Origin of the sequence: Paenibacillus baekrokdamisoli (assembly GCF_003945345.1) — a bacterium.
In the GTDB taxonomy this organism is placed as follows: Bacteria; Bacillota; Bacilli; order Paenibacillales; family Paenibacillaceae; genus Paenibacillus_Z; species Paenibacillus_Z baekrokdamisoli.
Genome location: NZ_AP019308.1, coordinates 1,906,339 through 1,932,027, shown reverse-complemented (window position 1 = coordinate 1,932,027; position 25,689 = coordinate 1,906,339). Strand labels below are relative to the sequence as shown.

Below are 25,689 nucleotides of genomic sequence, written 5' to 3'. Positions count from 1 at the left end.
AAGGAGCAAGACATTGGAATAGGAATCGCAATCTATGATCTCAACTACTAAAGGAGTGTTTGTCAAAATGAAGCAATCTCACAAGAACAGCTTGCCAATCGTCATTGCAGGCTTGCTGCTTGGTATATTAATGGCATCTATGGATAATACGATCGTGGCCACGGCCATGGGCAATATCGTCGGAGAGCTTGGAGGCATGGACAAATTTGTTTGGGTTACATCCGCCTATATGGTCGCTGAGATGGCTGGCATGCCAATCTTCGGGAAGCTATCGGATATGTATGGACGTAAAAAGTTTTTTATATTCGGCATGATCGTATTCATGCTGGGTTCAGCCTTGTGCGGAACAGCAACTTCTATTACTGAATTAGCGATTTATCGGGCCATTCAAGGTATTGGCGGAGGAGCGCTTGTCCCTATTGCGTTCACGATCATGTTCGATGCGGTTCCACTCGAGAAACGCGGAAGTTTAGGTGGACTGTTCGGTGCGGTGTTTGGGTTATCCAGCATCTTCGGACCGTTACTCGGCGCTTACATTACCGATCATATCGCTTGGGAGTGGATATTCTATATCAACTTGCCTTTGGGTATAATCGCCTTTATCATGGTCTTGTTATTCTACAAGGAATCGCATGAGCATTCTAAGCAGCGCATTGATTGGATGGGAGCCTTCACTTTAGTGGGAGCAGTCGTCTGCTTGATGTTCGCCCTAGAGCTCGGTGGTAAGCAATTCGCGTGGGATTCCTCTGTAATTATTAGTCTTTTTGCTGGATTTATGCTGTTGTTAGTTGCTTTTCTTCTCACGGAGAGGAAGGTTGCAGAGCCGATCATTTCATATGCTCTATTCAAGAAGAGATTGTATACAACAAGCGTTCTTTGTGCCTTTTTTAGTGGTGCGGCGTTTATTGTGGCATCTGTATACATCCCTATTTTCATACAAGGTGTACTTGGTGGATCTGCAACCAACTCCGGGATGGTCCTCCTGCCGATGATGGTCGGCTCCGTTGTGACTGCGACATTGGGTGGATTTCTCATGAATAAGATACCGTATCGTAATGTCATGGTCCCGACGCTTATTATCTTTGCGATTGGTACAGCGCTTGTTGTCACACTCACAGCGGATTCGAGTCGTTTTATCGTAACTATATTTATGATTCTGATTGGACTTGGTATTGGCGGATCCTTCTCGGTGCTTGGCAATGCTGCCATTCATGGTTTATCTTATCGACAACGAGGAACGGCCAGCTCGACCCTGAACTTCTTCCGTTCACTCGGTATGACGATTGGCATTACAACTTTCGGATTGATTCAAAGTCATATGTTTACGAACAAAATGACGAACCAGTTATTAGGAGGCGGTGGATCGGACCAGCTCCCTAAAGGGATTGACCTCAAGGACCCCCATGCGCTGTTGTCCCCAGCAACGCGGGCGTTATTCCCATCTGATTTACTTAGCAGAATATCAGATATGCTCTCGTCATCTATCGTGTATACTTTCGCTTGGGCAATTGTTCCGGTGCTGCTAGCGCTGCTTGCTTCTCTCTTCATGGGTCGCACGAAGCTTGACGCGTCTGCGGAACCAAATGAGTACGTTCAATAGCGTATAATAATCGTTTCACATTGTCCTAAGCCTCCAGTGATAGTAAGATGGGTAGATGTAATAATGCTTGGCAGCTCGTCAGCCTAATACGACGACGATAAAATACACCATAGATGGAGAGAATAAAGGAATGCAAAAGGTTGGCCTAGTAATGAGGAAGATTCAGTTTACAGAAGCCCAAGGGCCTAGAGTATATGCAGAACGATTGAAGGCCATTGGTCAGGAGCTTGGAATCGATATCGTGTTTATTGCTCCGGAACGTAATGTAAGTGATTATGACCAAGCAGTTGGTTTTGAATATGAGAAAGGCGATTTGTGCAATTATGATATCGTTGTGGACCGTATGATGAAGGAAAAGATTGATCATGTCATTTATACCGTATCAGGCTTTTCATTTCTCAAACTATTCTTCGACAAATGCGTGCTTTTCCCACATTCTTACCCCAATCCGAGCTTAACTGGCCATGAAATGATGCGCCCATTCTATCAGATCGTGGATAAAGCAGTCGTACATACCGATTTCTTGAAACAAAGCTTCAAGGATGATTTTGGAGTGACAGATGTGGATGTGATTCCGATTGGTTTCGAGGAGGAACTGGCAAACCGATATTATGACCCATCTGCAATCATTCAGAATCGAATTCTGTGGATTGGCCGCGATGAGCCCAATAGAAGACCTGACATACCAATTGAATATGCTCGGAATAATCCGGATAAAGAGGTCGTTATGGTCTTCGGAGGCGTCCGATATATAGAGAGTATGAAGAAATATCAGATTCCTAACAATGTTAAGCTGCACTTCGCTTTGACCCGTGAAGAGGTATTCACACTCATGAACTCTGCAAAGGTATATTGGTCTAGCAGTGTATTTGATACGTTCTCAATGCCGTTATCGGAAGCCATGGCCATGGGGAAAATCATTTGTCGCCCCGAGCACCCTTGTTATGCTCACATCAGCTCCACACATACTTTTGCGGGGAATGAGAGGAATTGGAATGAGCTGCTCAATATGGCTGTAGCTTCTCCGGTGCAGGCATCTCAGGATAATCGGGCATATGCCTTCAGTACATTCTCGAACACGATTATGAAAAAAGGGTATGAAAGCTTCTTTGAGAATTGGCTGAAATGATGGAGTTTCACTCAAATTCTGTTCTCTTGGCTGAGAAGAATGAGCTGTGAAAGGAAGGGAGACTGTGCGTGCAAATTAAAAGCGAAAAAGAGAAAATGATAGCTGGAGAACTGTATATGGCCTCAGATTCGCAGTTAGTTGAAGAGCGCGAGCAGGCTAGAAGACTGACTCGGTTATTCAATCAAACAACGGAAACGGAATATGCCAGACGTACGGAGCTTCTCCAAGAGCTTCTGGGGTCAGTGGGTGAGAATATCTATGTTGAACAGACCTTCCGCTGCGATTATGGCTACAATATCCATGTCGGTGATGGTTTTTATGCCAATTTTGATTGTGTTATTTTAGACGTTTGCGAGGTCCGAATTGGGGATCATTGTTTCATAGCACCGGGTGTACATATCTATACCGCAACCCATCCTTTGCATCCGATTGAACGAACTTCTGGAGCAGAGTACGGTAAACCTGTGACAATAGGCAATAACGTTTGGATTGGCGGGAGGGCAATTATTAACCCTGGTGTGACCATTGGCGATAATGTGGTCATAGCTTCTGGAGCAGTAGTTACGAAGGATGTTCCCAGTCAGGTGGTTGTTGGTGGCAATCCTGCTAAAGTGATTAAAAATATCGAGCTGTAGTGTTTTGCTGCGCTGCATGAAGAGCAATCGGGGACAAAACAGGATCATTCATATACGGTGAGGGCCGAGAGAAATCGAGGCTCTTTTTCCTATGCACAGATGCAGTTCTATAAAAGATGGAACTGTTGGAGCGATTACAGAAGGGCTACAATTTAGCTAGGGAACCCTCTATAGGCTAAAAGAAGGTAACCCTGGACGTTATGGCGCAGGAGGAGAAAACAATGAATTTCTCATACCGTAATTTGTGGATCGCGATCATCTCCGTTTATTTGTCTGCTTTTGTTAGTGCGGTATTGATTACGGCTCTCTTTCTTGAGGGAGACTTGACTGTCTTTTGTTTCGTAGTCATTGTTTGTTCCATTGGGACAACATTTATCGGTATACCGGTATCTCTAAGCATTCAATATGCAATTAAAAACGATAGCTGGCTAGGGCTTTTGTTGAAACTAGTTGTTCACGCTGTCTCTGGAGCTGGACTCGTGTTCCTGTATTTTATTTGGAAAGATGTCCGTGGAGAAGCCCTTATTGATGATGAGCGGGTGTTATTCCTCTACTCCGTAGTCATTAATGCAGTCTTGTATTTTGTGGTATGCACCTTACTGAAAAGGATCTCGAAAGCAATAGGGTAGCTTTATGAAACAACCAGCCTTTTCATGAGACAGAGAAAGCTTGAGGCGGGCTTTTTTGCTTGAAAAAAGGGTATCTCTAGGAACTTCTATATGCTATATTTAACTAGATAATCACATAAGATGATATAAATTAGGTGCCCTTGTGAGAGCAAGGGGTAACAGGGAATCGGGTGCAAATCCCGAGCGGTCCCGCCACTGTAATTGGGGAGTATTCTTCCAAATGATGTCACTCGAGAATGAATCGGGGAAGACGGAGGAATATACAGATCCGAGAGCCAGGAGACCTACCTAATTTATGGCACCAAAAAGTCCTTCGCGGAAAGGAGCGGTGTACGAATAAGGATACGACAACTCTAATCGATTTGTCGTCTATTTAGACGTACGTACGAACCTCAATCCGGTTTTTAGGATTGAGGTTTTTTTGTGGAAGAAACTTGTTTTGCTGCCAGAGGACGGCGTCAGCAGTTTCTTCTTTTTTCAGAAGAAGATAACGATTAGGAGGAACGTAAGGCATGGAAACTGCATCATTAATTTTTCTTGTTTTCTTATTAGGCGTACGACATGGATTGGATGCCGATCATCTCGCTTTTATCGATGGACAGATTCGGTATAATTGGCGGATCGGAAGCCCGATCGCCCGTTGGGTGGGGACATTGTTTTCGTTCGGTCATGGGGCCGTCGTTGCTAGTATTGCGATCATACTCGGTTTATTTTTCAAAAGCTTCACATTTCCGGCTTTCTTCGATACTTTCGCAACCTGGGTGGCGATTCTGTCCTTATTCCTCATTGGCACACTGAATATATCCAACCTGCTTCGTGCTAAGAAACATAAACATGATTTTGAGTTGAAAGGAATCAAAGGAAAGTTGATTCCTAAGATTCTGCGTGAAACCTCTAATCCCTTTGTCATTATTTTGCTTGGCGGATTGTTCGCTCTAGCGGCAGATACCGTTAGCCAGACGTCAGTATGGGCGATCTCAGCTGTGAATTCCAATAGCTATATGCCTATTATTCTAGGGCTTGTATTCATGGTAGGCATGATGCTGACCGATACCCTCGATTCTCTAATCGCCTATCGGATGATCAGCCAAACGAGTAAAATCGGGCAAAGCGCTTCGCGAATGATCGGCTGGTTAATTGTAACCTTAGCCTATGGTGTTTCTTTCTATTTGGCATTCACCTTCTTCTTCCCCATAGTTGATGTCGATTTCGAGATTGTCGGTCTCGTTAGCTTCCTCTTCCTCGTGCTCTGCTTCGGGGTAGTTAGTCTGAGAGGGAGAATGAAAACAGCCTAACGATTCTTAATAGAATTCTTAATTGAATTCTTAACCAAATATCAATTCCTATCACAAATTCCCGAGCTGTCTTAATAAGGCAGTTCGGGATTTTTTCTGTTGTTATTCGTTAACACGATGTCTACGTGGAAAGTGGTTTTCGAGACAACATGGTGCAGGAGAGACTAGCTTTTCTTCTTGATCCAAGTAACACGACGGTTTCGGACGTTTTAATGAGCCGGAAAGATGGTAAAAATAGAAAGGACTGCTGTTTCGTACAGGAATCTTGAAATTGGGAATGACCATGCATTTGTTCAAAAAACAATAATGGAGGATATTATGGAATATAAAAGCATAGTAATTGGTGCAGGATTTGCTGGATTTACAGCTGCCATCTATTTGGCTAGAGCGGGGCTGAAGCCACTGGTGATCAAAGGATTGAAACCCAGTCATCATCTAACCACCACAGAGGACATCGAATACTTCCCTGGCTTTACCTACGGTACGAATGGTCCTGCTTTATTAGACAATATGTTCAGGCAAGCAGAGCAATATGGAGCTGTGGTAAGAATGGGTGAGGTTATGAAGCTGGATCTATCGAAAAGACCTTTTAGCCTGTTGTTAGAAGGTCAGGGAGAACTTGTAACGGAGACATTAGTTATCGCTTCAGGCGCCACGCCCAAACTCTTGGATATCCCCGGAGAAAAGGATCAATTGGGACTGGGAGTCAATACATGTGCAACCTGCAGCGGTTTTTTCACTACGAATAAGAAGGTAATCATTGTCGGTGGAGGAGACTCTGCGATGGAGGAAGCCCTTTATTTGGCGCATTATGCGTCTGAAATTGTCATGGTGAATCGAAGCGATCATAATCGTGCATCGATATCTTTGCAGGAGAAGGTTCGAGGGATGGAAAAGGTGAAGTGGCTGATGAATCGCACACCAGTTGAAGCCATGACTGGAGAGAAGGGGGTAACCGGATTAAAGGTTATTCATAATGATACCCAAGAGGAAGAAATCATTCTTGGTGATTACATTTTCGTTGCGATTGGCAATAAACCGAATACGGAATTTCTGAAGGGGCAATTACCCCTTGATGACCAAGGCTATGTGATCGTGAAGCCAGGAACAACAGAAACGGAGATTCCCGGTGTATTTGCCTGCGGTGATGTCCAAGATCGGAGATACCGTCAAATTGTGAACGCTATTAGTTCAGGCTGTATGTCTGCAATTGACTGTCAGCGATTCCTTGCCCCAACTCATTAATTCGGTACACATGGATGCAGGCTGGATGTGAAATTTAATAAACGACCGCCTATGGAAGGCGGTCGTTTCTACTGACTTAGGTTCAAATTTGCCTTGCTACTTCTGCCTTGCAGCCAGAAAATAACGGAGAAGACAAGGATACAAACAAGGGCTACGATAGAATTATAAAGGAACACGCTGCGCATACCGAAGGCTTCGCTAGCTATGCCTCCGACTAAGCTTCCAATAATACGGGCAATTCCTAAGCTTAACAGTCCGTTAAACGTTTGACCGCTTGCTTTTAATTCGGCAGGCACTTCCCTATTGATAACAGTAGCCATGGTCACGGATAGTACGATAAAGATCAAACCATGCAAAGCTTGAACAGGAAGAACCCAAAGTGGATCATGAATAGCGGAGAACAGATACCAACGCAAGGCGGCAGCTGCACCGGCTCCAAGCAAAATGTGCGGAATCTTGATCCGTTTGAAGATTCTGTTCGACAGCAGAAGGAAAGGGACTTCGCTGAGAGAGGAGATAAGCATCGACCACCCAAGCCAGCTGCTATCACCGCCCAATTCCTTAAAGTACAGCGGAAAAAAGGCATAATAAAAGCCTAATGTAATCTGGAGTACGAAATTAGCTGCCAAATAAAGCATCAGCTTCCGATTCTTAAACAGTACCCAGATGTGTATCTTGCGATTCTTCGATTGATGGCCTTCAATAATGGGAAAACGCAGGACAAGCATAAAGCAAACGGCCAGAATAATAGCATAAACGCCAAAAAGAAGGTCGATCCGTTTCTGTGCGAGAAGCCCGAAAATAATCGACATAATCGCAAATCCGATCGTTCCACCCATGCGAATGAGACTATAATTTCCTCCACCGCGCTTATCCAGAGCCTCCAAAGTAACCGCATCGCTTATCGCAAAAATAGAAGTTTGAAAAAACGTGAAGATACAAATGATGGCGAGCAGATAAAGAAACTGATCAGATAGCGGATAGAGCAGTACGGATACTCCGCTCCCAGCGATTAACAGCAGAAGGATACTGTTCTTAGTCTTGGCGCGATCGCCCAACGTTCCCCAGACAGGCTGAGCCAGGATAGCAATGAGCGGCCCGAGGCCAAGCAAGGTTCCAATTTGTGACGGAGTGAACCCCACGTGTTGAAAGTAAAGGGGGATAAAGGTGCCGTAAACCGCATTGCTCATATAAATGAAAACGTAAAAAAACAGAAAGTAGGCGAGATTGACTGGCATGGAAACCTTCCTTTATTGTCGTATTCTTGGATGCTTATCCGAACTACAACAGGGGAAGACCCCCCCATTAATAGCTACTAGAGTAGTTCTATAAATGGAAGGGGGATTCCTTCACCAAGGATAGGCGAATATTCAAGATCGGCTACTCGCAGTCTATAATATCATGCAAGCTAATCTTGTGAGATATGCTAGACCTACTCAAGTCACGCGTTCGCCGAAACAATAGAGACAAATCCTTGGCAATTTGCCGTTATTCTGTTCATCGTGGAGAATGATAATGGTTTGCAAAGGAAAGGCGTTAATCAACACCTTTTTTGGGTCGGCGCGAAATTAGCCTAACTAACTCCAACAAAATAATCGGCAGCGAAACCGAAGTTGGATAAGCAAGATAACGAGGCTCCCAAACTGGGAAGAATTTTTCTTTGTATTTCCGAAGACCCTTAAATCCATACCAATAACCACCATGTTTAAAGACAATATGGGCAAGTTTCTCTTCTCGGATCGCTGCCTGAGTTTGACCTACGCTAGAGAGTGGAGCCATGCCCAAATTAAAGTATTGATACCCTTCTGCTTTTGCCCACTCTAACAGACAGACGAATAATTGGTCCATCGTTCCGTTTGGCGTTTCTGGAAGATGGCACATGAGATCGACGGATATACTAATATCATTGTCATAGCTAGGAGCCAATGAGGCAAATGCTATGATCGCATCATCCGGATCTATTAGTAATGCGACAGGGGACAACTGCAAGTAGGACTCCTCGAACCAACCGAGTGAAAAGCTCTTTTCTTTTTTGCCATTCAGCCACTTTTGCGAAATATGGCGAAGCCTTTCCAATAAATGATTGTCATGGGGAGGCTGCACCACTTCAAAGCGGAACCCTTCACGGTCAAACCTGTTTCTCACACTTCGTAAGTTTGTGATTCGTTTTCCGCTAAGTGTAAAGGACTCCAATGAAACCAGCGCCTCTTCACCCAATTTAAAAAAACGGTATCCATTTTCATGATAGATCGGAAGGTAATGCGGGGAAACTTGATAAAACACAACCGATAAATCGTATAGATCCGCAAATCGCTGACATTCCTGGATTGCTTCACTAATTAATTCCGTTTTCCCAATGGGATCGCCAAGGACGACGAGTTTATTTCTGACAATGGAATAAGGAAGCAATACCCGGTCATTGCACGCCCAGAAAAAGCTTTTGTCGCCGGCAAATAACATATGGGTCAGTAAGTTACCTCGTTCGTGCTCCAGAAACAAATGTAATTTATTCCGTTCTGCTTCGGATGCTCCTTTGTTGGACAAACGGTTTGGCCTGAGAATCAGAATAAGTGAAATCAATAACCAAGCGATTACAAGACCGGCGATAGCCGCCGCTGCATGTTGTGCTGGATTAATGAGCCACGACACCTGTGCATTCGGAGGCCAATGCTTTAGGAAAGCAGGATGAATATCCGAAGCAATCAAATCGTAGACATAGGCTGCCAAAAGCGTTACGAGCCCCCATATAGCTGCCTTTTCCTTGCTGAAAGGTGCAGCGACCCTGAAAAACCGGTTTCGTGATATCCAAAGTAGCAGTGCCACGATGAGCAGGAAAATGGCTTCTTCAAAATCAAAAGCCTTTGCGAATGTAAATAGAGCACCGGCGCACAGAAGGAAAAGCGTCAGTTGGTAAGCACGTTTTACCCGATGCGAGATACCCCAAGAAAGTACGATCAGCATGAGGCCAATAATGACGCTTAATTGATGGGACAACCTCATAAGTGGAGCGGACAACAGCTCCCCTGTAAATTGAAGCCTATACAGCAGACCGGGCGTAGCAGCAGAGAGAAGTAGAACGAATCCACTTGCAAATACAAGTTTACCAAGAGACCAAGCTCCGAGTTCTCCGACCAACCCGAACTGGTTAGGAAAGTGCCATACTCTTTGCCAACTGTTCAATACGCTCTCGAAACCCTCGTAATTTCGCTCATTCTCTCTTTCACGATCCCTTGCAAAATCATATGCGGCTAGAGCAAGACCAATAATCCAGGGAAAAAGGTAGTACAACATCCGGAAGAGGACGAGGACAGCAGCCGTCTTGTCAGGTTGGTAGCCAAGCTGTTGCAGTCCAAGTAGAGCGGTTAGGTCGAAGCCGCCAATGCCGCCCGGAGCCATACTGAGCAGACCTGTAATCGCAGAGACTGTATAGATGCCAAGCGCCTGTGTAAGTGAAAGACCGGGAAGAAGACAGGAGCCAATTAACCAGAAGGAGATTCCTGCAAAGACCCACTCCAAGAAGGAAGCGCCAACAGAAGCCGCAATTGTAGCTGCATTCATCCGGGGTAGATTTCGATTCAACCACTTTGCGTAAAACGACGTACGCTGCAGTAAAACGTAACCTGGTAAATACAGAGCGGTTGCCCACACGGCATAAAGGGTCCAAGGATGCATTCTTATAACAGTCTGTATGGGAAAAATACCGAAAATACCAGCCCATGAGAGTAAAGAAAGGCCGGTTATCGTAATGGTGGAGAGGAAAGCGATCGAAGCAGTAATCGTCTGCATAGGGATCTTCCGTTTTCGGTACAGGAAAGTCCGCAAAGCAGCTCCGGCAATACCGGAGAAACCAATTACACTATTAGAGGTGTTTGCAATCCATGAAAAAAGGAAGGTATCCCAAAGGGTGATGGGAATTCGGAAATGACGTCGAAGAACAAAATCGTATGCACTAATTGCAGCTACTGCGATCAGTGAAACTCCAAACAGAAAGAGCACGGTCGTTGGTCTCATATGGTGAAGGATGTGAAGGGTTCCCACCCAATCAATCCTTTGGAACTCGTTCTTACCCTCCCAGTAAATAAACACGATCACTGCTGCTGGGATAAGTATTTGCAGCAGCTTAAAGCGGTAAAGAACTGAGAATAGCTTTACAATCTTTAGTCGGCGAAGAACTGCTCGGAAACTTCTCATCGGTATTCCCCTCATGGATTATTATAAATCTACATTCTCATTCTAAGTATACCCATGATATTTATTGTTCTCGTAAAATTTTATTTACGATGAACAATCGTGCCCATAATGAAGTCTTTTCCTTTATACACTCGAGAGGAGACTTCATAATGAAACGAATGATTGAATCAGTCATGCAACGAGCGACGATTATTTTAGTTTGTGTCGTACTCATATTAGCGTGGGGAGCGGTTTCGGCCCTCCAAATGCAGAGGGACTACCTTCCTGGCATCAATAACACCACTTTAATGGTGTCACTGCGCGCTTCGTCCTATCAAGCGGACCAAATTAAACGCGACATTACAACGCCCCTGGAGGATGCAATCCGTAAGACCAACGGGATAACCAATCTGGAGACGACCTCGTACGATGGCGGGGTCCTGATGAATCTCTACTACCCCATGGATTATGATATGGGAATTGCCGAGAACACAATTAAACAAGCGTTGAACGATGCGGCATTACCGGATGGGGTTAACAAGCCTGTCGTAACAAGATTAACATCGAGCACGTTTCCCATCCTTAGTTACAGTCTGACTACAAAAAGTAATCAAGTGGATGATCTAACCCTTCGATCGACCTTGCAAACAGACATCATCAAGCAGTTGAAATCCGTTCCCGGTGTGGCTGATGTCCAAACCGTTGGTGGAGCTAACAGGGGGTACGTCGTTGCCCTTCGAATGAAAGATCTAGTGGCTAACAGCCTGACGCTGGATGATTTTAATAAATCCATCACGGCGGATGTGCCCAGCCTGCAGGGAAACATTGCGAATGTTAAAGCCTCTTTTCCCATCAAAGTAGAAGGCTGGGACCTCACCGAGCAACAATTGAACAACCTGATTATCAAGAACAAAGATGGTAACAGCGTACCCTTATCGGCCGTTGCATCGGTTTCTCAATCACTGACCGATGTGAAAACTGTCTCAAGAACCAATGGCAAAGCAAGTGTTATGATTAATGTCATCAAGACACCTACAGCAACCATTACGGATGTTGCAAAGCATGTAAAGGAACGTGTTTCTGGCATTGCTTCTGTTAAAAGCGGTGACGTATCGATGACTCTTCTAACAGACCGTGCGCATGATCTGAACGGTTCCCTGAAGGGGCTTGTTCGCGAAGGTTTACTGGGCTGTGTGTTCTCCATGCTCTGCGTTCTGTTCTTTTTCAGGAATGTGCGGTCTACACTCTTGATCGCCATAACGCTTCCCATTTCCCTATTGGCTACTACAACTATTCTAAAATCAATGGGCGTTACGCTAAACATATTGACCGTTTCCGGATTAATCGTGGCCATGGGACGTATTGTTGACGATGCGATTGTCATCTTGGATAACATGTATCGACGGGTTCAGGAAAACAAGGGCAAGCCTATCTTGAATGTGTTGGCTTCTGCAGTTGTAGAGATGCTGCCGGCCATTTTTGCTTCCACAGCGACCACAGTTGCCGTCTATGTTCCGATTGCTTTAGTTGGCGGCATCATCGGCGCGTCGTATGCCGGCTTTGCCTGGTCGGTTGTAATCGCACTTTTGGTCTCGTTCTTCGTCGCGATGCTAGTGATTCCAGCATTTGCATTTATGGGCTTTAGAGAACCTAATGCTAAAGCGGTAACGCTCGAGCCTTTAATGAAGCCTCTTCTTCAGTCAGCATTGACGCACAAAAAAACGGTGATCAGTATCTCACTCATCCTATTTGTTGCCGCTGCGCTGTTCGCATCACAACTTCCATTTAGCCTGCTGCCTAGCACGGCGAGCGGTCAGGTAGCTATAAAAGTGGAACTTCCGAAAGGGACGCCACTGTCAGAAGTGGACAAGGAAGTAAAGAATGTAGAAGACGTTCTGCAGAACAACACAAAAATCGCTTCTTATTCAGCTACCTTCGGATCTTCCTTTACGCCGCAGGCAGACGATGTATTCGACCAGGGTGGAGGTTTCATTCAGCAGCCCAATGTGGCCAATCTTTCCATCCAATTAAAAAATAAAAAAGAAGTCAATTCGTTCATACCGGCTTTGCAGTCCGACTTAGAAAATCTTTCAAAACGCGCTGCTATTACGGTAACCAATCAGAACATCGCAGGCGATGATTCAACGATTAAAATCATGCTAACCGGCGCGGATGAAAAAACATTGGACAACGCTGCCCAGCTTGTACGTACGAAACTGGCCGATATTCAAGGTCTGAGCGTGGCAGGAAAAACAGATCTGACGAACGGAATTCCTAAGTATGCCTTAACCATTGACAAGGAAAAAGTCACAAAGGCTGGGATCAAGCCGGACGATATCAATAAATTGTTAACCCGTTACATGGCAAAAGGAAAAGACTTTGATATTTCAACATCCACAGGAACGGGTATTATTCCCGTCGATGTGTATATCGATTCTGTCAAAACAGGTGTAGTAACCGATAAGTCGTTGCCTGTTTATGCACCGGAACAAGTGCTGGCCTCGCTTGCAGCCGAAACAATCAAAGGTAGCAACGGCCAGTCCTATCGTCTGGATCAATTCGCATCGATTCATAAAAGTGATGCCGTTTCTTCCATTCAAGAGCGTGACGGTCAGCCATTCTCTGTCGTATCTGTTCAAATCATCTCCAGTGATTTAAGTAAGGTATCGAACGCTGTAGATCAGTCCCTGAAAGACATACAACTTCCAAGCGGAGTGACGTATTCGCTAGGTGGTATTACCCAGCAAGTTACGCAGATGATTATTGAGATATCTATTGCTATCATCGTATCCATATTGCTCGTCTTGCTCATTACGAGCTTCGTATTCAAAGGGTGGAAAGCGCCATTTGCCGTATTGATCAGCATTCCCCTCGCCTTATCCGGCGTTGTGCTCGCTTTGTATGCGATCCATGGCCAATGGAATCTCGCCGCATTCATTGGGGTATTGATGCTTACTGGTATCGTGGTTACAAATGGGATCGTCTTGATTGATAAAATTGAACGTAATCGTAAAGAGGGATTAGGCCTTCGGGAAGCCGTGGTACAGGGTAGCCTTTCAAGAGTTCGGCCCATTTTCATGACCGCAGGTACGACGGTACTTACCCTGATTCCGCTTGCGTTATCCCATAGTACCGATACCGTCATTTCACAGGTGCTTGGTATCGTGGTGATTGGCGGTATGATCACATCCACACTCAACAGCTTTGTTGTGATTCCGATTATCTATGAATGGATGCAAGGTAAAGAGGTACGGAACGCCGATCTATCGATTAACGGTAAACAGGTTTAAACCTGCGATCTACGATCAAGTTCTGCGGATTATTTTGGAACTTTTACGTTCAAACTAAAGGAAGAGGAGGGATTCTATGAGTATTTTGACAACATGGCTTGAACATTATGGATACGGACTGATTTTTATTTCCTTACTACTTGAAATGCTCGCCTTACCTCTTCCAGGTGAGATGATGATGAGTTATACCGGCTTATTCGTTTATGAAGGAAAATTGAATTGGCTGCTCAGTATCCTATCAGCGAGTGCCGGCGTCACAGCCGGCGTTACGCTGTCTTACTGGATCGGTTACAGGCTGGGTAAGCCGTTCATCAGCAAATATGGGCATCGTATCCATCTGGGCGAAGAACAACTGGCAAGAACAACGATATGGTTTGAGAAATATGGTGACAAACTGTTGTTCATCGTTTATTTCATACCCGGTGTGAGGCATATAACGGGGTACTTCTGCGGCGTAACCCGTATGCCATTCCGGAGATATGCGATCTATGCGTATTCCGGTGCGATTTTTTGGGTCAGTTTGTTCCTCTCACTCGGCAGGGTGCTGGGTCCGAAGTGGGAAGTCTATCACAAAACCGTGAACCACTATATGATCCTATTCGGGATTGCCTCAGCTTTGTTGACCCTTGTGATCTATCTCTACCGGAAGTACAAACGACGCGTTCTTGCTTCGCTTATGGCCCTACTAATCAGAGGGGTACACCATTTTAACTCACTCGGCAAAGTCAGGTTCCTGGTGCTGACTTCATTTGCAGCATTAGTTTTGTTCGTCTCCCTAATGTTAGGGTTGATTCAGGATTTTCTAGCACAGGATTTCAGTCAATTCGACGAGGTTGTCTCCTACTTGGTCCTCGCGTTATTTGGACCTGAATGGCATGATTCAATGAAAGGCTTCGCTAAGCTCGGATCTATATATCTTTACGGGCCTCTTATCGCATTAACAGCTCTCTGGATCGTTCTAAAGGGCCGTGACAGGATGCTGGAACTTTCATTTCTGTTCTGGGTAGTGCTCGGAGGGGAACTGCTTGACGAAGGGCTGCGTATACTTTTTCATCGTCCTGGGCCGGTTGCAGCTGGAGTTCAATTATTTAATACATTTCCGAGTGAAGAAACACTGACGTCGATAACTGTATGCGGGTTCTCTGCCTTTTTATTGCTTCGACATTATAGTGAGAGCTTGATCCGCATTTCGGTTATTTTATCTGTTATTCTATTGTGCCTGCTTGTGGGCATCAGCCGTATTTATTTCAATGTGCAATTTCCAAGCGATGTCGTAGCAGGCTATGTATTCGGTGGGGTATGGATCAGTCTTAATGTCATTCTGCTTGAGATCCTAAGGAAGCTTCGAAATAACGAAGCTATTATAGACTAATTGAGGTGGATTAGCATCTTATTATATTACGTGTTGTACTAACACTAAGGCATGATGGTGAGAAAGCTTCCGTTCTGGTAGGAGTTGAGAGCACGAGTGGTGGACGAGGAACTAAATCATATCATTCATCGAGCCAAGCGTGGTGATCGGGAAGCATTTGCTGATCTTGTCAAACGTTATAAAGGCCATGTATATCGATATGCTGTGGGTATGTTGAGCGATCGAATGGACGCAGAAGACGTCTCACAAGAGGCATTCATAAAAGCGTATTATTCATTATCTAGTTTGGACAATGAATATGCGTTTTCGTCGTGGATGATTCGAATTGTGTCTAACCTTTGCAAGGATCGATTGAAGAAACGCACAAAAGAACAAGGGTTGAATGATGAACCAAGTGAGATGATAGCGGATCAAAATTTGTCTGATCCTCTGGAAAAGTTGTCCATCGAGGAAGGCATGAGCAGGCTTACTATCGATCATCGGGGAGTCTTATTGCTGCATGAAGTGCAAGGGTATCGTTATGAAGAAATCGCGGAGATGATTGAAGTTCCCCTTGGAACTGTGAAATCACGGCTATTTGCAGCCCGAATTGCGTTGCGCAAAGAATTAAGAAAGGAGGATCAAGGATGACCAAACATCCAGAGGATCAATTGTCGGCTTATCTCGATGACGAGTTAAATAATGACGAAAGGCGACGGATGGAAGACCATATTGAGAAATGCGAGTCCTGTCAGGCGCTTCTGGAAGACCTTTTAGTCCTACAACGTGACCTTGTGCAGACATTCAATCTGATTCAAGAGCCAGCTGATCTCGAGGTTCGGGTTCTCCAGTCAATCGCAAAAGAAGAAAGTCCAGCGACCGTCGGAAAAGGTTGGCTATTTGGATTTCTTATGGTGTCGTTGACACTCGGCATATTTTGGTTCGTAACTGGGTCGGTTTTAGTAAAGCTGGTTCATGGATTCTCAAAATTGATGATAGCTATGGTCTATGTGGCGTCGCATTTCATTCTCAGTGTGCCCGTCTTAACTGCACTGACAGTTGTACTCTCATTAATTATCCTTGTGACATCTATTTACTCGCTTAGGCGACTGCTTCAAACCACAGCCAGTTGAAAGGGATGAAAGTATTGAGAAAGATTTTTTACACATTAAGCTGTATTACACTTTTCATGCTCCTCATCCCTGGCATTGCATCTGCGCAGAGTATCTTCGAGCACCAGAATACAACCGTGCCCGAAGGGCAAACAGTCGACGACGTCTATGTCGTCGGAGGAGATGCTGATGTGCTTGGCCAAGTGACTGGTGTGGTTGTCGTCATTAATGGTAGCCTTCATATTGGCAGCACAGCAAATATAAAAGGCGTTATCGTCGTGGTTGGGGGGCAAGTTATCCAAGATCCTAGAGCTGCTTTGGGTGACGATGTATATAACATTTCTCTGGATAGCCCCACACAAAATAGTCTTCTGATTGGAGGCGGACTCGTGCTGGGCTTGTGGGTGCTGCAGCTCGCTGGAAGCCTGCTTATGATTCTTGTACCTGTACTAATAAGGATCATCGGAAAGCAAAAAATAGCCGCTTTTACTGATCGTTATCAGCGTGAATCAATGGGACGATTGCTTTACATCGGTTTCCTTAGTGGTTTGATTATTGCGGCGCTAAGCGCACTATTGCTCGTAACGATTATTGGCATACCGATTCTAATCCTTATTCTCCTCGCTGTGATCGTGGCCTTTGCTGTGGGTGTCACCGTTTTGAGTTATCGCATTGGAGAAATGTTTCGTGGACCAAAACAAAGTTCCGATTGGATGAAAGTATTAATCGGTGCATCCATCATAGCCGCTTTCGTGAATATCCCTTTTATTGGCTGGATTGTCTTATACCTTATCGCACTGGTATCCTTGGGCATTAGCACGCAGTGGATTTTCAAAAAGAGGAAGAAGAATGATTCCAGGACTTCATAAAAGGGACAAAATCAGTATCCCCCTGTGTTTGAGTTTAAACCTTCCATAGTGTGAGAGGAAATAATATCGCCACTTAAAAGGATTTTCTTAATAATTCTTGTAAACTGTTTAAAAATATGCAGACCTCCAGGCCCAGATGGGTAGGAGGTCTGTTTGTCTTGTGTGATTTATACTGTTCAACTATCTAATTCTATAAGGAATATTCTATTTTTCAAGTTGACATTTCAATTCAACTAACTTGTTTTTTATAAAAGGATTAATTTCTTTTGGTAAATTATCTATACTAAAAAAATGTGCTTCGATCCCTTGATTGCTATCAGGTGTTATTTCTCCTTCGTATTCATTACATAAATAACCAATAGCGACAGTATGGTACTCATCGCCACTTTCTTGTACTCGATTAATTAATTCCGTTCCAGAATAAACACCAAATAAGGTTAACTTCTTAATCTTTAGTCCAATATCATTCAGCACGTTACGCTTAAGACATTCTTCAACCGACTGATCCAACTGCAAGATATCACCTGGAATACTCCAAATTCCACCTATGTATCGACTAAGTAAAATTTCACCATTATGATTCAAAATCGCTACACTTGGTCGCACAATGATTAAGGGATCATTCCCAATCTTTTCTCTGATCGCTTCGCAATAATTCATACTAACCTCCAATTTGGTTACTAAACTTTGTGACATTCGCTAAACAGCAACTGCCTTGAGGATTATTGACTTCACATCCACATCGATTTGCTTTAATATTTCCTCGAATCTGTTCAACTGGATGAGGTGTTAGTCCATTTTCAATGGATTTTTGAATTTTTTCTTTTGTCCAATCGAAACAATAGCAAACAGGAGTACCAAGTGAAGAATCTTTTTGAAAAACAGGTACCTTAATCTCTGTTTTAGAGTAAGATTTCTGTTCCAAATCAAAATAAACGATTTCGCAATCAGTAGTTGCACAAAAATAATGGTCTAAATTCGCATTAAGCGACTCCAAGGACGTTGGTTTCAACATTGATTTTAATGTAATAATTTTTATCTTTTTACCAACTACACCACAAGACGAACAGGATTGAGATTTTTCAGTCATTGAATCATTTATTTTACAACAATCACTCATGATTTATCACTCCTTGAGAATGATTTTATATCAGAATTATTTCTTATTCAACGAGACTCCTGTTAGCTTAATGGCGCATCGTTAGTCTAAGACTTTATATTCTGTGAACATATACAGGATATTTGACTCGATTCAACTACTTCTTAGCCCAAAGTAGAAAATACCACAAATGGAATTATAAACCCTTGCATAGCGAACGTACATTCGGTGTATAATGATATACGAACATACTTTCGTGTTTTTTCGATGTGATGCCAGTAATAGGTAGCTACAAAGGTCAGACACATCTAGGGCTTCTCTCAGCGATTTAGAAGTTACAAACCCAAACCTGCTTCATGTTGAACATAATAAAACGGACCTCCGTTGGGGGCTGCGCGAGGTGCAGAAATCATCTTCATATGAAGGTTAAATATGTTTAAGTTCCTGTTCCCTCTTGTTTGTTTCTGCGGACCGGCATTTTAGCTGTAAAGCAAGTAAAATATTATGCCTGAATAAATATGTATTTCAAATATTTTAATGGAGGGTTTACCCATGTCGAGACAAATTTTTTTAATCGACGGACAGTCCTTTTACGCATCGGTGGAGAAGGCGGCTCATCCGGAGTATCGCGATAACCCGGTTGCTGTGGGAGACCCAACAAGGATGAATGGTATTATACTGGCGGCATGTCCTATCGCTAAATCTCGCGGCGTGACGACAGCGTCACGAGTCGGAGAGGCACTTGCCAGATGCCCGGAACTGATTGTCATTCGGCCTAGAATGCAGACTTATATTCAAGTGTCGCTATTAATCACAAAAATCTTCGAATCATACACGGATCTCGTGGAGCCCTATAGCATCGACGAGCAGTTTCTAGATGTTACGGGTTCAATTAAGGCCTTTGGATCTCCTTATGAAATGGCCAAGGCGATTCAAAACCACGTCCTGCTATCCACAGGCGTCTGGTCCAGGGTCGGCATTGGCCCAACGAAAATACTCGCTAAAATGGCAACAGACAACTATGCAAAAAAGATGCCGGAAGGAGTATTTGAACTCACCTTTGAAAAGTTGGAGTCCACGTTGTGGAAACTTCCTGTGCATCACATGTTCATGGTTGCATCCGCTATGACCCGCCATTTCACTCGAATGGGACTATCTTGCATCGGTGATATAGCACGTATGGAATTCGGTGAGTTTAAGCGGCGGATGAGGCGCGAAATGGGGAAGCAAAGCGATATCCAGGCGGGGTATTACTGGCAGACGGCACGGGGCATCGATCCAAGCCCTGTTGTATCAGGAATACGACATCAATTAAAGTCAGTCAGTCATGGCAAGGCGCTCCGCTGGAGTCTCTACCGCCATCTTAAAGACATTGAAGTTGTCCTGCTCGAGCTAGTGCTTGAGGTATGCCAACGTACGAGACGACATAATTATATGGGTTCCGTTGTGTCTGTCTCCGCCGCAGAAACGGATGGTGAACGATCAACTTGGTTTAGCCGGCAGACAACGCTGCCTCAGCCGACTTCCCTGACCCATGAAGTGGCTACTGCTGCTCATAAGCTATTTAAGGAGCATTGGAGTGGATTGCCTCTTAGTAACCTAAGTATCAGCTTATCTCAACTGACGGACGATAGCGTTATTCAACTCACCCTTTTTGAAGATCGATCCCTGGCTTATCGTAAAGAGCAAGTAATTGACGGAATCAAAAATCGGTACGGGAGCGACGCCATTATGCGCGCCTCCTCTCTGCTGGAAGCCGGCGTAGCGAGGGAAAGAGCCGAACAAATTGGAGGGCACTACAGATGAGCAAGCTTGATGGAAACGAACGGTGGAAATCCAAAATGCTACTGACGGAGCATGTAGAGCAGTATGAGCAGCAGCATGCTTCCAAGGAAAGCAAGATAATCACTACCGAAGAACGCACGATGATTCGTGACTATATTTTGCTGCCACATATGGAAAAGATGGTACAAAAGAGTATCACGGACGTGGAGTACTCAACCAATATCCTAAAGCGCCTGTATTTCCTGGCTGGTCAGAAGATTCTGGATCAGATCGTGAAGGACTTGTACAGACTGCGGCGCGAACTTAAGAAACGGAATATCAAAATCTTAACCGAGGAGCAATCGGATTTGATTGTCTATCATCGTTATTATTGCAGGGGATATGAGGAACGTTTTGGCATGACCCGTGATGTTATGCGATCAGAGATAAGCGTGCAACTGACAAAGTATTCGTCGGGGTTGGCAACGCTGCTAAAAGAATACCCCAAAGAAACGAAATAAAGGGACAATGGGATGTTATTTTAGAAAGTGGTCCACTACAGACCACTTTTAACAGCTTGTTTTCTCAATTTTTTTTGCATCGAAAGCAACCAAAACATCCTTCGATAATCTAATTATGATTTCTATTTCATTCAAGCTACGATTGAGGAGTAATACTTTTAAGGAATCTAATGACTTTTCTTTCTCTGATTGAGCCGATTGTATGGATCCAAGCACCTCACCAGGGTTAATCTTTAGTGCATGAATAATCCTCTCTAATGTCTCAATCGAAATATTCTTTTCTCCACGTTCAATACCACCAATATATGACTGCGGAAGCTGTACTCCTTCACCTAGTTGTTCTTGGGTAAGTCCGCGATTTTTCCGTAGAATGCGAATTTGTTTTCCAATTTGTCTCATTAACTCTGCCAAAAAGACCACCTCTTCTAAAGAGTAGGCCAGTCTTAAGAGCAATTAAATATACTCATAACATATAAAACCATTCTAACCAACCAAGTGGTTATCGAAAATGTTTTGTTAAGCAAAATAAGAGGCAAGATTGCTTACCAGGGAAATATATCTGCTACAACTATGATGAACTTATTTTATGTAAAGCCATACGATCACCCATCAGGAAAAGGCTATCAGAGACCGGTGGATCAAAAGAGAAGCCAGGATTTCGCTATCTATTTATCAAAAGGTGAAGATGCACTTTTTACACCGATCTTGCTCAATGCGGCTTCAAACTGGGAGTTTGCCTGTTATAACAAAGAGCGACCATCTTATGGGCGTTTGATATGCAAGGGCAAAGCCTCTTTGATGGATGGGCAGCATCGATTAGGTGGCATACAACGTTACATTCAGGAAACTATTCAGGAAACTAACTCGGATCTGAGTATCCCTTTTCTTTCCTTTCATTGTTTGGATGAAGACGAAGAAATAAAGCTTTTTGACACAATAAACACGAAGGCTAGAGGGATTGGCCCTTCGTTGAGTAAGTATCTGCGCAGAGGCTCAGATGAATTAAGCTGGGTAGCGACACAATTATTAGTTCGGAATGATAGTCCCTTTCATAATAATGGAAGCATTATTGGCAAACGTAACAAAGGTAGACATATTACACTTCAAAATTTATACCGTTCCTTAAACTTATTATTTAAGGAACGCAAATTAAGTGTCTTTACAAAGGAAGAAAAATTAGAAATTTCCGTGTTTTTCTTTTCGACTGTTAAAGAATTGTTCCAATCAGAATGGATGGATTATAAAGAACAGCGTCTAACTCATATTGTTTGCATAGACGATGCTTACTTAATTGAGATTTACGAAAACAAAGTAAGGGGACATCGTAAATTAAGGCGTTCCCTTAATTAGCCCAATAATGTAACAAGAGTGCGCGATAGCATGTAACTAGGCTGTATGTTGTTTAATGTAACTACCACGTGCTGATGTATGGGTTAGGTGAGGGCGGGTTCGGGGACTTGTTCAATTTGTAGTCGATGAGACAGTTGGCATATTGCTGGCCTGTCTCTTTTTTGTATGGATGACGAAGGAGGCCGACCGCTAGGAAGGCTAGCTGACCATGAGCGAGAAGCACAAAAAATAAAAGCTGTCCTGTCGCCAACAATGGCAAAAGGACAGCTATATTCCCGTTCCAGTGACCACCGGTTAGAGTTGACATGTCCCACAAGCTGCTGTATCCGAACCGTTAGGGGGATGAACGGAATAGCTCTCGGGATCCGACTCCCACGGGCAGAAACGTTCGATCCCCGGCTACCGTTATTTTACGACCACACAAAATGAGGTCGACCAGAAAGATCTGGTGACCTTATAATACGAAAGGGCAGGATAATGCAACTTTAGTGATTGTTTTAATGTCTAATAAAGGAATAATTAAAGCGGATTGGTGGAGAGATATGCGTAAAGTTTTGAAATTAAAATTTATTTTGCCAAGTATCCAAATCATTTTAACTATTACTGCTGTAATAATAGACCAGAGTTTCAATCGTGGATTTGGTGAAGGAACGAATCAAGTAAGAGCCAATCTTTTAAGTAATATTGAGTTTTTCATTAAATCCTTTCTTGGTTATGATGATATCGTAAATTACAATTTCAGGTTGGTAACAGCTTTATTGGCTATTGGCTTTTGGTATTTAGTCGGTTTAGCAATTGATAAATTAATCGGAAATAATAAGCATTCAAGATGAAGACATCGTTCCGCTAACGGGTAACAAGAGTTCAATTAACCGCCTTTTTAGTGGGTGGTTGTCTTTTGAAAATCAACATTAATTTTAAACTTAGCTGAATAACAAAATGAACATAACAGGTATCCGTTATGTTCATTTTGTTATTCACACGCAACAACGTCGTAGTCGAGATCAAGACCAGCACGATATCCCGGGTTGGTGAAGAGAGGCGCCGCACCAGAATTTTGACTGCGGTAAAGTTGACGTAATAAATCGCGTTTCCACGACTGCCAGTGTTGTCGCTATTGCTTCCGTTCTTTTCCGGAGATTTGATCAATACGGCGTCTAAAACCAAGTAACCAGACCTACGGTCGATTAAAAAAAGGGGCTTTGCCATTTGACATCACACCCCGAATGTTTGTTTGATTTTATTATACCAAACATTTGTTTGTATAAAAGACTATTCTGAGCCAAAGGGATGATCAGATTAAGTTATAGTTATAAATGACGTTAATCAACATCAGAACAAATGGTAGAATAAACGTTTCTTCTGCCATTTAGTGCATAAACTTTGATGTCAAGATTGGACTTCTGTTTGTTTTTCAATAGTTGATTATTTTATCTAGTTCAATTTAGTATCTTTCTGAATTTTATATATTAAACTATTTTGAAAGAGGATGATGATATATGAGCGATTGTGAGAGGCTAACCAAATGGTTTGATTTTACGCCGACAACACAGACACCTGCACCGATCCCAATCACAGGATCATTTTCAAACCAACTACCAATTCCTATACCATCCGGTACTACAGCATTAACAATTATTAATCAAGTTGTTACTCTAGGAACCATTACTATGAAACACATTCATAGGGATGACCGAATCTATCTTACAGCAACAGTTGTATCTTTTAATAATAGCAGAGCGGAGAGAGAGCCCCAAATACAGTACCAAATTGTACGGGATAATGTATTCGTCGTTATGAGTGTGATAGATACTGATGATGACGGTGGTGCGTTTTATACAACTTCTTTTACAGCTGCAGAGACGAATGTTCCCCACGGGAAACATGAGTATCATCTGCAAGCCATTTTGCTTACTCCTGTAGATCCTACTAATTCCGCAGCTAACATTCTTATTAGAAATTTTTCTTTAGAAGGTACAGTTCTTGATGAAAATAACACCTAAGCTGCGTCGAGCGGCTTTTTTTCAGACGGTCACAATTGTCTTGTACAGCGTATCGTAACGAGAGACAGTAACCTCTGGTTGTTTTCCTGCCACACGGTGTCGGAGCAGCGAAAGCTTACCTGTATAAGGGGTACCGCCAACAACATTATTTTGTTGGCGGTACCCGTGGTATAAGATAACGGGGGATATTATGCATTTGAAGAGTATTATCAGTTCAAATCCAACGCCCAATTTGGAGTGGGTAGTTGGAAGCAATGCGGTTTCTGCAAAGAATACAAGCCAATTACAGCATATAATACAGATGACAGATTCAATGACGGTTATTCTCGTATATCTAGATGCTGACGGCAAAGGCTGGCATGATGTTCATGTTAAAGATGACGGCACAATTTTAAAGAATAGAGTTTTAGTTAAGCAGGGCAGAAACCATCGGAATCCCATCAGAACAAGTCAATCTAAAAAAGGATTTCACAGGAAAATTATAAACGCATGTATGGAGCATTAAGGAAAATGACCGCATATTCATAGCTAATGCAGATCTGTCTCTACCAGAGATCCTCTAACAAGAGGATTGTGGAGCAATATTGTTAAGAAAAAGATTGCCCAATTAGTAATGGGTTTCAATCTATATCTAATTGTTGATTGTTCAAATAAACCACCTCAACTCTGAGGTGGTTTATTCGTCGTAGGGAGCTAAAAGAAATATAGATGAGTTTAATTTACAAAATACACTAAATAATCCGTTAATACGCGCTATGCGCGGTTTTCTTATTATGGATACGGGGATGCGGAGAGTATTGTTTGGTATAATTAATGAAGAGATGTCGGGTGACAAGAACATATACGCTTATGAAGCCGCATATCTGCGGCTTTTTTCATTTTAATGATATATGTTCTTGTCAAAAGTCAGTAACAAGAACATATACTGAAAGCTATGGTCAGAGAGGATTGCATATCGCCTATCCTTCACTCCATCAATCCTAACTCCTCATACACCTTAATCGAGACGACACCATTCTGCACCAAATGATGGTCACGCTGAAATTGTTTTACGGCCTCTGTTGTATCCGAGCGAAATTTGCCGTTAGATATTCCTTTGAAGTATCCAGCGCTCTTCAAACGGGACTGAATTAATTGTACGTCACCTCCGACGTTTCCTTCTGCCAAATCCCTCGGATCTTGATATTGATCCCCCAATACATGCCCATAAATCGTTACTTTTGTTCCAAGCGGAATCATTTCGAATAACTCAATGACATCGTTGTTGTGCATACGGATACAACCATGACTCTGATGCTGCCCGATAGAATAGGGCTTGTTCGTGCCGTGAATGCCGTAAGTTCCCCAAGGAACGTTTAATCCTAGCCATCGTGGACCAAAGGAGGGGCCCCAATTTTTCCCCTTGTATACGACTTTGTATTCTCCAACGGGGGTAGGGGTGGACGGATTACCAACTGCGACGGTATAAGTCTTCATTTTCTGCCCCTGTACCCGCACTATTAGTCGATGCTGTTGAGGATAAACTTCGATAGAAAAAAGTCCTTGGTCAGCTACAATCGGCAGCGATGGATCGGCATAAGCAGTTTGGTAATCGATTACTCCAGTCATGTTCAAAATAAGCAAAGCA

Annotated in this window: 24 protein-coding genes and 1 riboswitch; of the genes, 17 read left to right on the top strand and 7 right to left on the bottom strand. The window is 43.4% G+C overall.

Annotated features, from left to right (window positions below):
* Positions 1-67: 67 nt before the first annotated feature.
* From EKN16_RS08470 to EKN16_RS08445, 6 genes are all read left to right on the top strand, one after another.
* Positions 68-1,600 (top strand): MDR family MFS transporter, encoded by a 1,533-nt coding sequence (locus EKN16_RS08470; protein ID WP_125655396.1) that lies wholly within the window; start codon positions 68-70, stop codon positions 1,598-1,600.
* Between the two features lie 130 nt (positions 1,601-1,730).
* On the top strand, positions 1,731-2,729 hold the full coding sequence (locus EKN16_RS08465) for a glycosyltransferase (RefSeq protein WP_125655394.1): 999 nt from the start codon (positions 1,731-1,733) through the stop codon (positions 2,727-2,729).
* A 74-nt stretch (positions 2,730-2,803) separates the two neighbouring features.
* Positions 2,804-3,364, top strand: coding sequence for a sugar O-acetyltransferase (locus tag EKN16_RS08460; protein ID WP_125666022.1), 561 nt, complete (start codon positions 2,804-2,806; stop codon positions 3,362-3,364).
* A gap of 221 nt (positions 3,365-3,585) precedes the next feature.
* On the top strand, positions 3,586-3,993 hold the full coding sequence (locus EKN16_RS08455) for a hypothetical protein (protein ID WP_125655393.1): 408 nt from the start codon (positions 3,586-3,588) through the stop codon (positions 3,991-3,993).
* Positions 3,994-4,108: 115 nt separating this feature from the next.
* Positions 4,109-4,299: riboswitch (cobalamin riboswitch) on the top strand.
* A gap of 206 nt (positions 4,300-4,505) precedes the next feature.
* A complete protein-coding gene (locus EKN16_RS08450) occupies positions 4,506-5,288 on the top strand; it encodes a HoxN/HupN/NixA family nickel/cobalt transporter (RefSeq protein ID WP_125655391.1) in 783 nt (260 codons plus the stop codon).
* A 318-nt stretch (positions 5,289-5,606) separates the two neighbouring features.
* Positions 5,607-6,533, top strand: coding sequence for an NAD(P)/FAD-dependent oxidoreductase (locus tag EKN16_RS08445; protein ID WP_232016310.1), 927 nt, complete (start codon positions 5,607-5,609; stop codon positions 6,531-6,533).
* 68 nt (positions 6,534-6,601) lie between these two features.
* Here the strand turns inward: EKN16_RS08445 and EKN16_RS08440 are convergent, their stop codons facing one another.
* Both EKN16_RS08440 and mprF read right to left on the bottom strand, forming a co-directional pair.
* On the bottom strand, positions 6,602-7,771 hold the full coding sequence (locus EKN16_RS08440; protein WP_125655387.1) for an MFS transporter: 1,170 nt from the start codon (positions 7,769-7,771) through the stop codon (positions 6,602-6,604).
* Positions 7,772-8,069: 298 nt separating this feature from the next.
* Positions 8,070-10,724, bottom strand: a complete 2,655-nt coding sequence (mprF, locus tag EKN16_RS08435; RefSeq protein ID WP_125655385.1) for a bifunctional lysylphosphatidylglycerol flippase/synthetase MprF — start codon at positions 10,722-10,724, stop codon at positions 8,070-8,072.
* Positions 10,725-10,873: 149 nt separating this feature from the next.
* Between mprF and EKN16_RS08430 the strand changes: the two genes are divergently transcribed.
* The 5 genes from EKN16_RS08430 to EKN16_RS08410 all read left to right on the top strand — a co-directional run bounded on the left by EKN16_RS08430 (position 10,874) and on the right by EKN16_RS08410 (position 17,325).
* The gene (locus EKN16_RS08430) at positions 10,874-13,993 is read left to right on the top strand and encodes an efflux RND transporter permease subunit (protein ID WP_125655383.1); all 3,120 of its coding nucleotides are present in this window, start codon (positions 10,874-10,876) and stop codon (positions 13,991-13,993) included.
* 76 nt (positions 13,994-14,069) lie between these two features.
* A complete protein-coding gene (locus EKN16_RS08425; RefSeq protein ID WP_125655381.1) occupies positions 14,070-15,365 on the top strand; it encodes a bifunctional DedA family/phosphatase PAP2 family protein in 1,296 nt (431 codons plus the stop codon).
* Positions 15,366-15,461: 96 nt separating this feature from the next.
* The gene (locus EKN16_RS08420) at positions 15,462-15,995 is read left to right on the top strand and encodes an RNA polymerase sigma factor (RefSeq protein WP_232016307.1); all 534 of its coding nucleotides are present in this window, start codon (positions 15,462-15,464) and stop codon (positions 15,993-15,995) included.
* Complete coding sequence (locus EKN16_RS08415; protein WP_125655379.1) at positions 15,992-16,477, top strand: zf-HC2 domain-containing protein; 486 nt, start codon at positions 15,992-15,994, stop codon at positions 16,475-16,477. Before EKN16_RS08420 ends, EKN16_RS08415 begins: the two co-directional genes overlap by 4 nt.
* Positions 16,478-16,491: 14 nt before the next feature.
* Positions 16,492-17,325 carry a hypothetical protein gene (locus EKN16_RS08410; protein ID WP_125655377.1) on the top strand — a complete coding sequence of 278 codons (834 nt, stop codon included), beginning with the start codon at positions 16,492-16,494 and terminating at the stop codon, positions 17,323-17,325.
* Positions 17,326-17,529: 204 nt separating this feature from the next.
* On the opposite strand, the gene EKN16_RS08405 is transcribed toward EKN16_RS08410, so the two are convergent.
* Both EKN16_RS08405 and EKN16_RS08400 read right to left on the bottom strand, forming a co-directional pair.
* Positions 17,530-18,021: an NUDIX domain-containing protein gene (locus tag EKN16_RS08405; RefSeq protein WP_232016306.1), complete on the bottom strand. Its 492-nt coding sequence runs from the start codon at positions 18,019-18,021 to the stop codon at positions 17,530-17,532.
* Entirely contained in the window at positions 17,987-18,445 is a 459-nt protein-coding gene (locus tag EKN16_RS08400; protein WP_125655373.1) for a putative iron-sulfur cluster-binding metallochaperone, read from the bottom strand. Before EKN16_RS08400 ends, EKN16_RS08405 begins: the two co-directional genes overlap by 35 nt.
* A 531-nt stretch (positions 18,446-18,976) precedes the next feature.
* Here EKN16_RS08400 and EKN16_RS08395 point away from each other — a divergent pair.
* Positions 18,977-20,230, top strand: a complete 1,254-nt coding sequence (locus EKN16_RS08395; protein WP_125655371.1) for a DNA polymerase IV — start codon at positions 18,977-18,979, stop codon at positions 20,228-20,230.
* Positions 20,227-20,709: a YhjD family protein gene (locus EKN16_RS08390; protein WP_125655369.1), complete on the top strand. Its 483-nt coding sequence runs from the start codon at positions 20,227-20,229 to the stop codon at positions 20,707-20,709. The genes EKN16_RS08395 and EKN16_RS08390 overlap by 4 nt, the downstream gene beginning before the upstream one ends.
* Before the next feature lie 48 nt (positions 20,710-20,757).
* Here EKN16_RS08390 and EKN16_RS08385 read toward each other — a convergent pair whose 3' ends face one another.
* Positions 20,758-21,120: a helix-turn-helix domain-containing protein gene (locus EKN16_RS08385; protein WP_125655367.1), complete on the bottom strand. Its 363-nt coding sequence runs from the start codon at positions 21,118-21,120 to the stop codon at positions 20,758-20,760.
* Between the two features lie 84 nt (positions 21,121-21,204).
* Here EKN16_RS08385 and EKN16_RS08380 point away from each other — a divergent pair, with 84 nt between their 5' ends.
* Positions 21,205-22,059 carry a DGQHR domain-containing protein gene (locus tag EKN16_RS08380; protein WP_232016304.1) on the top strand — a complete coding sequence of 285 codons (855 nt, stop codon included), beginning with the start codon at positions 21,205-21,207 and terminating at the stop codon, positions 22,057-22,059.
* Between the two features lie 61 nt (positions 22,060-22,120).
* Here EKN16_RS08380 and EKN16_RS08375 read toward each other — a convergent pair whose 3' ends face one another.
* Positions 22,121-22,366, bottom strand: a complete 246-nt coding sequence (locus EKN16_RS08375) for a hypothetical protein (RefSeq protein WP_125655363.1) — start codon at positions 22,364-22,366, stop codon at positions 22,121-22,123.
* 193 nt (positions 22,367-22,559) lie between these two features.
* Here EKN16_RS08375 and EKN16_RS08370 point away from each other — a divergent pair, with 193 nt between their 5' ends.
* The 3 genes from EKN16_RS08370 (at position 22,560) to EKN16_RS08355 (ending at position 24,567) form a co-directional block, all read left to right on the top strand.
* Positions 22,560-22,892, top strand: a complete 333-nt coding sequence (locus EKN16_RS08370; protein WP_125655361.1) for a hypothetical protein — start codon at positions 22,560-22,562, stop codon at positions 22,890-22,892.
* Positions 22,893-23,558: 666 nt separating this feature from the next.
* Entirely contained in the window at positions 23,559-24,062 is a 504-nt protein-coding gene (locus EKN16_RS08360; RefSeq protein ID WP_125655359.1) for a hypothetical protein, read from the top strand.
* Positions 24,063-24,294: 232 nt separating this feature from the next.
* Positions 24,295-24,567, top strand: coding sequence for a hypothetical protein (locus EKN16_RS08355; RefSeq protein ID WP_232016302.1), 273 nt, complete (start codon positions 24,295-24,297; stop codon positions 24,565-24,567).
* Between the two features lie 461 nt (positions 24,568-25,028).
* Here the strand turns inward: EKN16_RS08355 and EKN16_RS08350 are convergent, their stop codons facing one another.
* The gene (locus EKN16_RS08350) at positions 25,029-25,670 is read right to left on the bottom strand and encodes a L,D-transpeptidase family protein (RefSeq protein ID WP_125666019.1); all 642 of its coding nucleotides are present in this window, start codon (positions 25,668-25,670) and stop codon (positions 25,029-25,031) included.
* Between the last annotated feature and the right edge of the window lie 19 nt (positions 25,671-25,689).

Excerpts from the sequence above, each read along its gene's own strand:
- EKN16_RS08440 (WP_125655387.1), bottom strand. The coding sequence starts at position 7,771 with ATGCCAGTCAATCTCGCCTACTTTCTGTTTTTTTACGTTTTCATTTAT.
- EKN16_RS08400 (WP_125655373.1), bottom strand. The coding sequence starts at position 18,445 with ATGAGTGATTGTTGTAAAATAAATGATTCAATGACTGAAAAATCTCAA.
- EKN16_RS08370 (WP_125655361.1), top strand. The coding sequence starts at position 22,560 with ATGTCTAATAAAGGAATAATTAAAGCGGATTGGTGGAGAGATATGCGT.
- EKN16_RS08450 (WP_125655391.1), top strand. The coding sequence starts at position 4,506 with ATGGAAACTGCATCATTAATTTTTCTTGTTTTCTTATTAGGCGTACGA.
- EKN16_RS08375 (WP_125655363.1), bottom strand. The coding sequence starts at position 22,366 with ATGTCAACTCTAACCGGTGGTCACTGGAACGGGAATATAGCTGTCCTT.
- mprF (WP_125655385.1), bottom strand. The coding sequence starts at position 10,724 with ATGAGAAGTTTCCGAGCAGTTCTTCGCCGACTAAAGATTGTAAAGCTA.
- EKN16_RS08415 (WP_125655379.1), top strand. The coding sequence starts at position 15,992 with ATGACCAAACATCCAGAGGATCAATTGTCGGCTTATCTCGATGACGAG.
- EKN16_RS08455 (WP_125655393.1), top strand. The coding sequence starts at position 3,586 with ATGAATTTCTCATACCGTAATTTGTGGATCGCGATCATCTCCGTTTAT.
- EKN16_RS08470 (WP_125655396.1), top strand. The coding sequence starts at position 68 with ATGAAGCAATCTCACAAGAACAGCTTGCCAATCGTCATTGCAGGCTTG.
- EKN16_RS08390 (WP_125655369.1), top strand. The coding sequence starts at position 20,227 with ATGAGCAAGCTTGATGGAAACGAACGGTGGAAATCCAAAATGCTACTG.
- EKN16_RS08465 (WP_125655394.1), top strand. The coding sequence starts at position 1,731 with ATGCAAAAGGTTGGCCTAGTAATGAGGAAGATTCAGTTTACAGAAGCC.
- EKN16_RS08395 (WP_125655371.1), top strand. The coding sequence starts at position 18,977 with ATGTCGAGACAAATTTTTTTAATCGACGGACAGTCCTTTTACGCATCG.
- EKN16_RS08445 (WP_232016310.1), top strand. The coding sequence starts at position 5,607 with ATGGAATATAAAAGCATAGTAATTGGTGCAGGATTTGCTGGATTTACA.
- EKN16_RS08425 (WP_125655381.1), top strand. The coding sequence starts at position 14,070 with ATGAGTATTTTGACAACATGGCTTGAACATTATGGATACGGACTGATT.
- EKN16_RS08350 (WP_125666019.1), bottom strand. The coding sequence starts at position 25,670 with ATGACTGGAGTAATCGATTACCAAACTGCTTATGCCGATCCATCGCTG.
- EKN16_RS08405 (WP_232016306.1), bottom strand. The coding sequence starts at position 18,021 with ATGTCACAAAGTTTAGTAACCAAATTGGAGGTTAGTATGAATTATTGC.
- EKN16_RS08430 (WP_125655383.1), top strand. The coding sequence starts at position 10,874 with ATGAAACGAATGATTGAATCAGTCATGCAACGAGCGACGATTATTTTA.
- EKN16_RS08360 (WP_125655359.1), top strand. The coding sequence starts at position 23,559 with ATGAGCGATTGTGAGAGGCTAACCAAATGGTTTGATTTTACGCCGACA.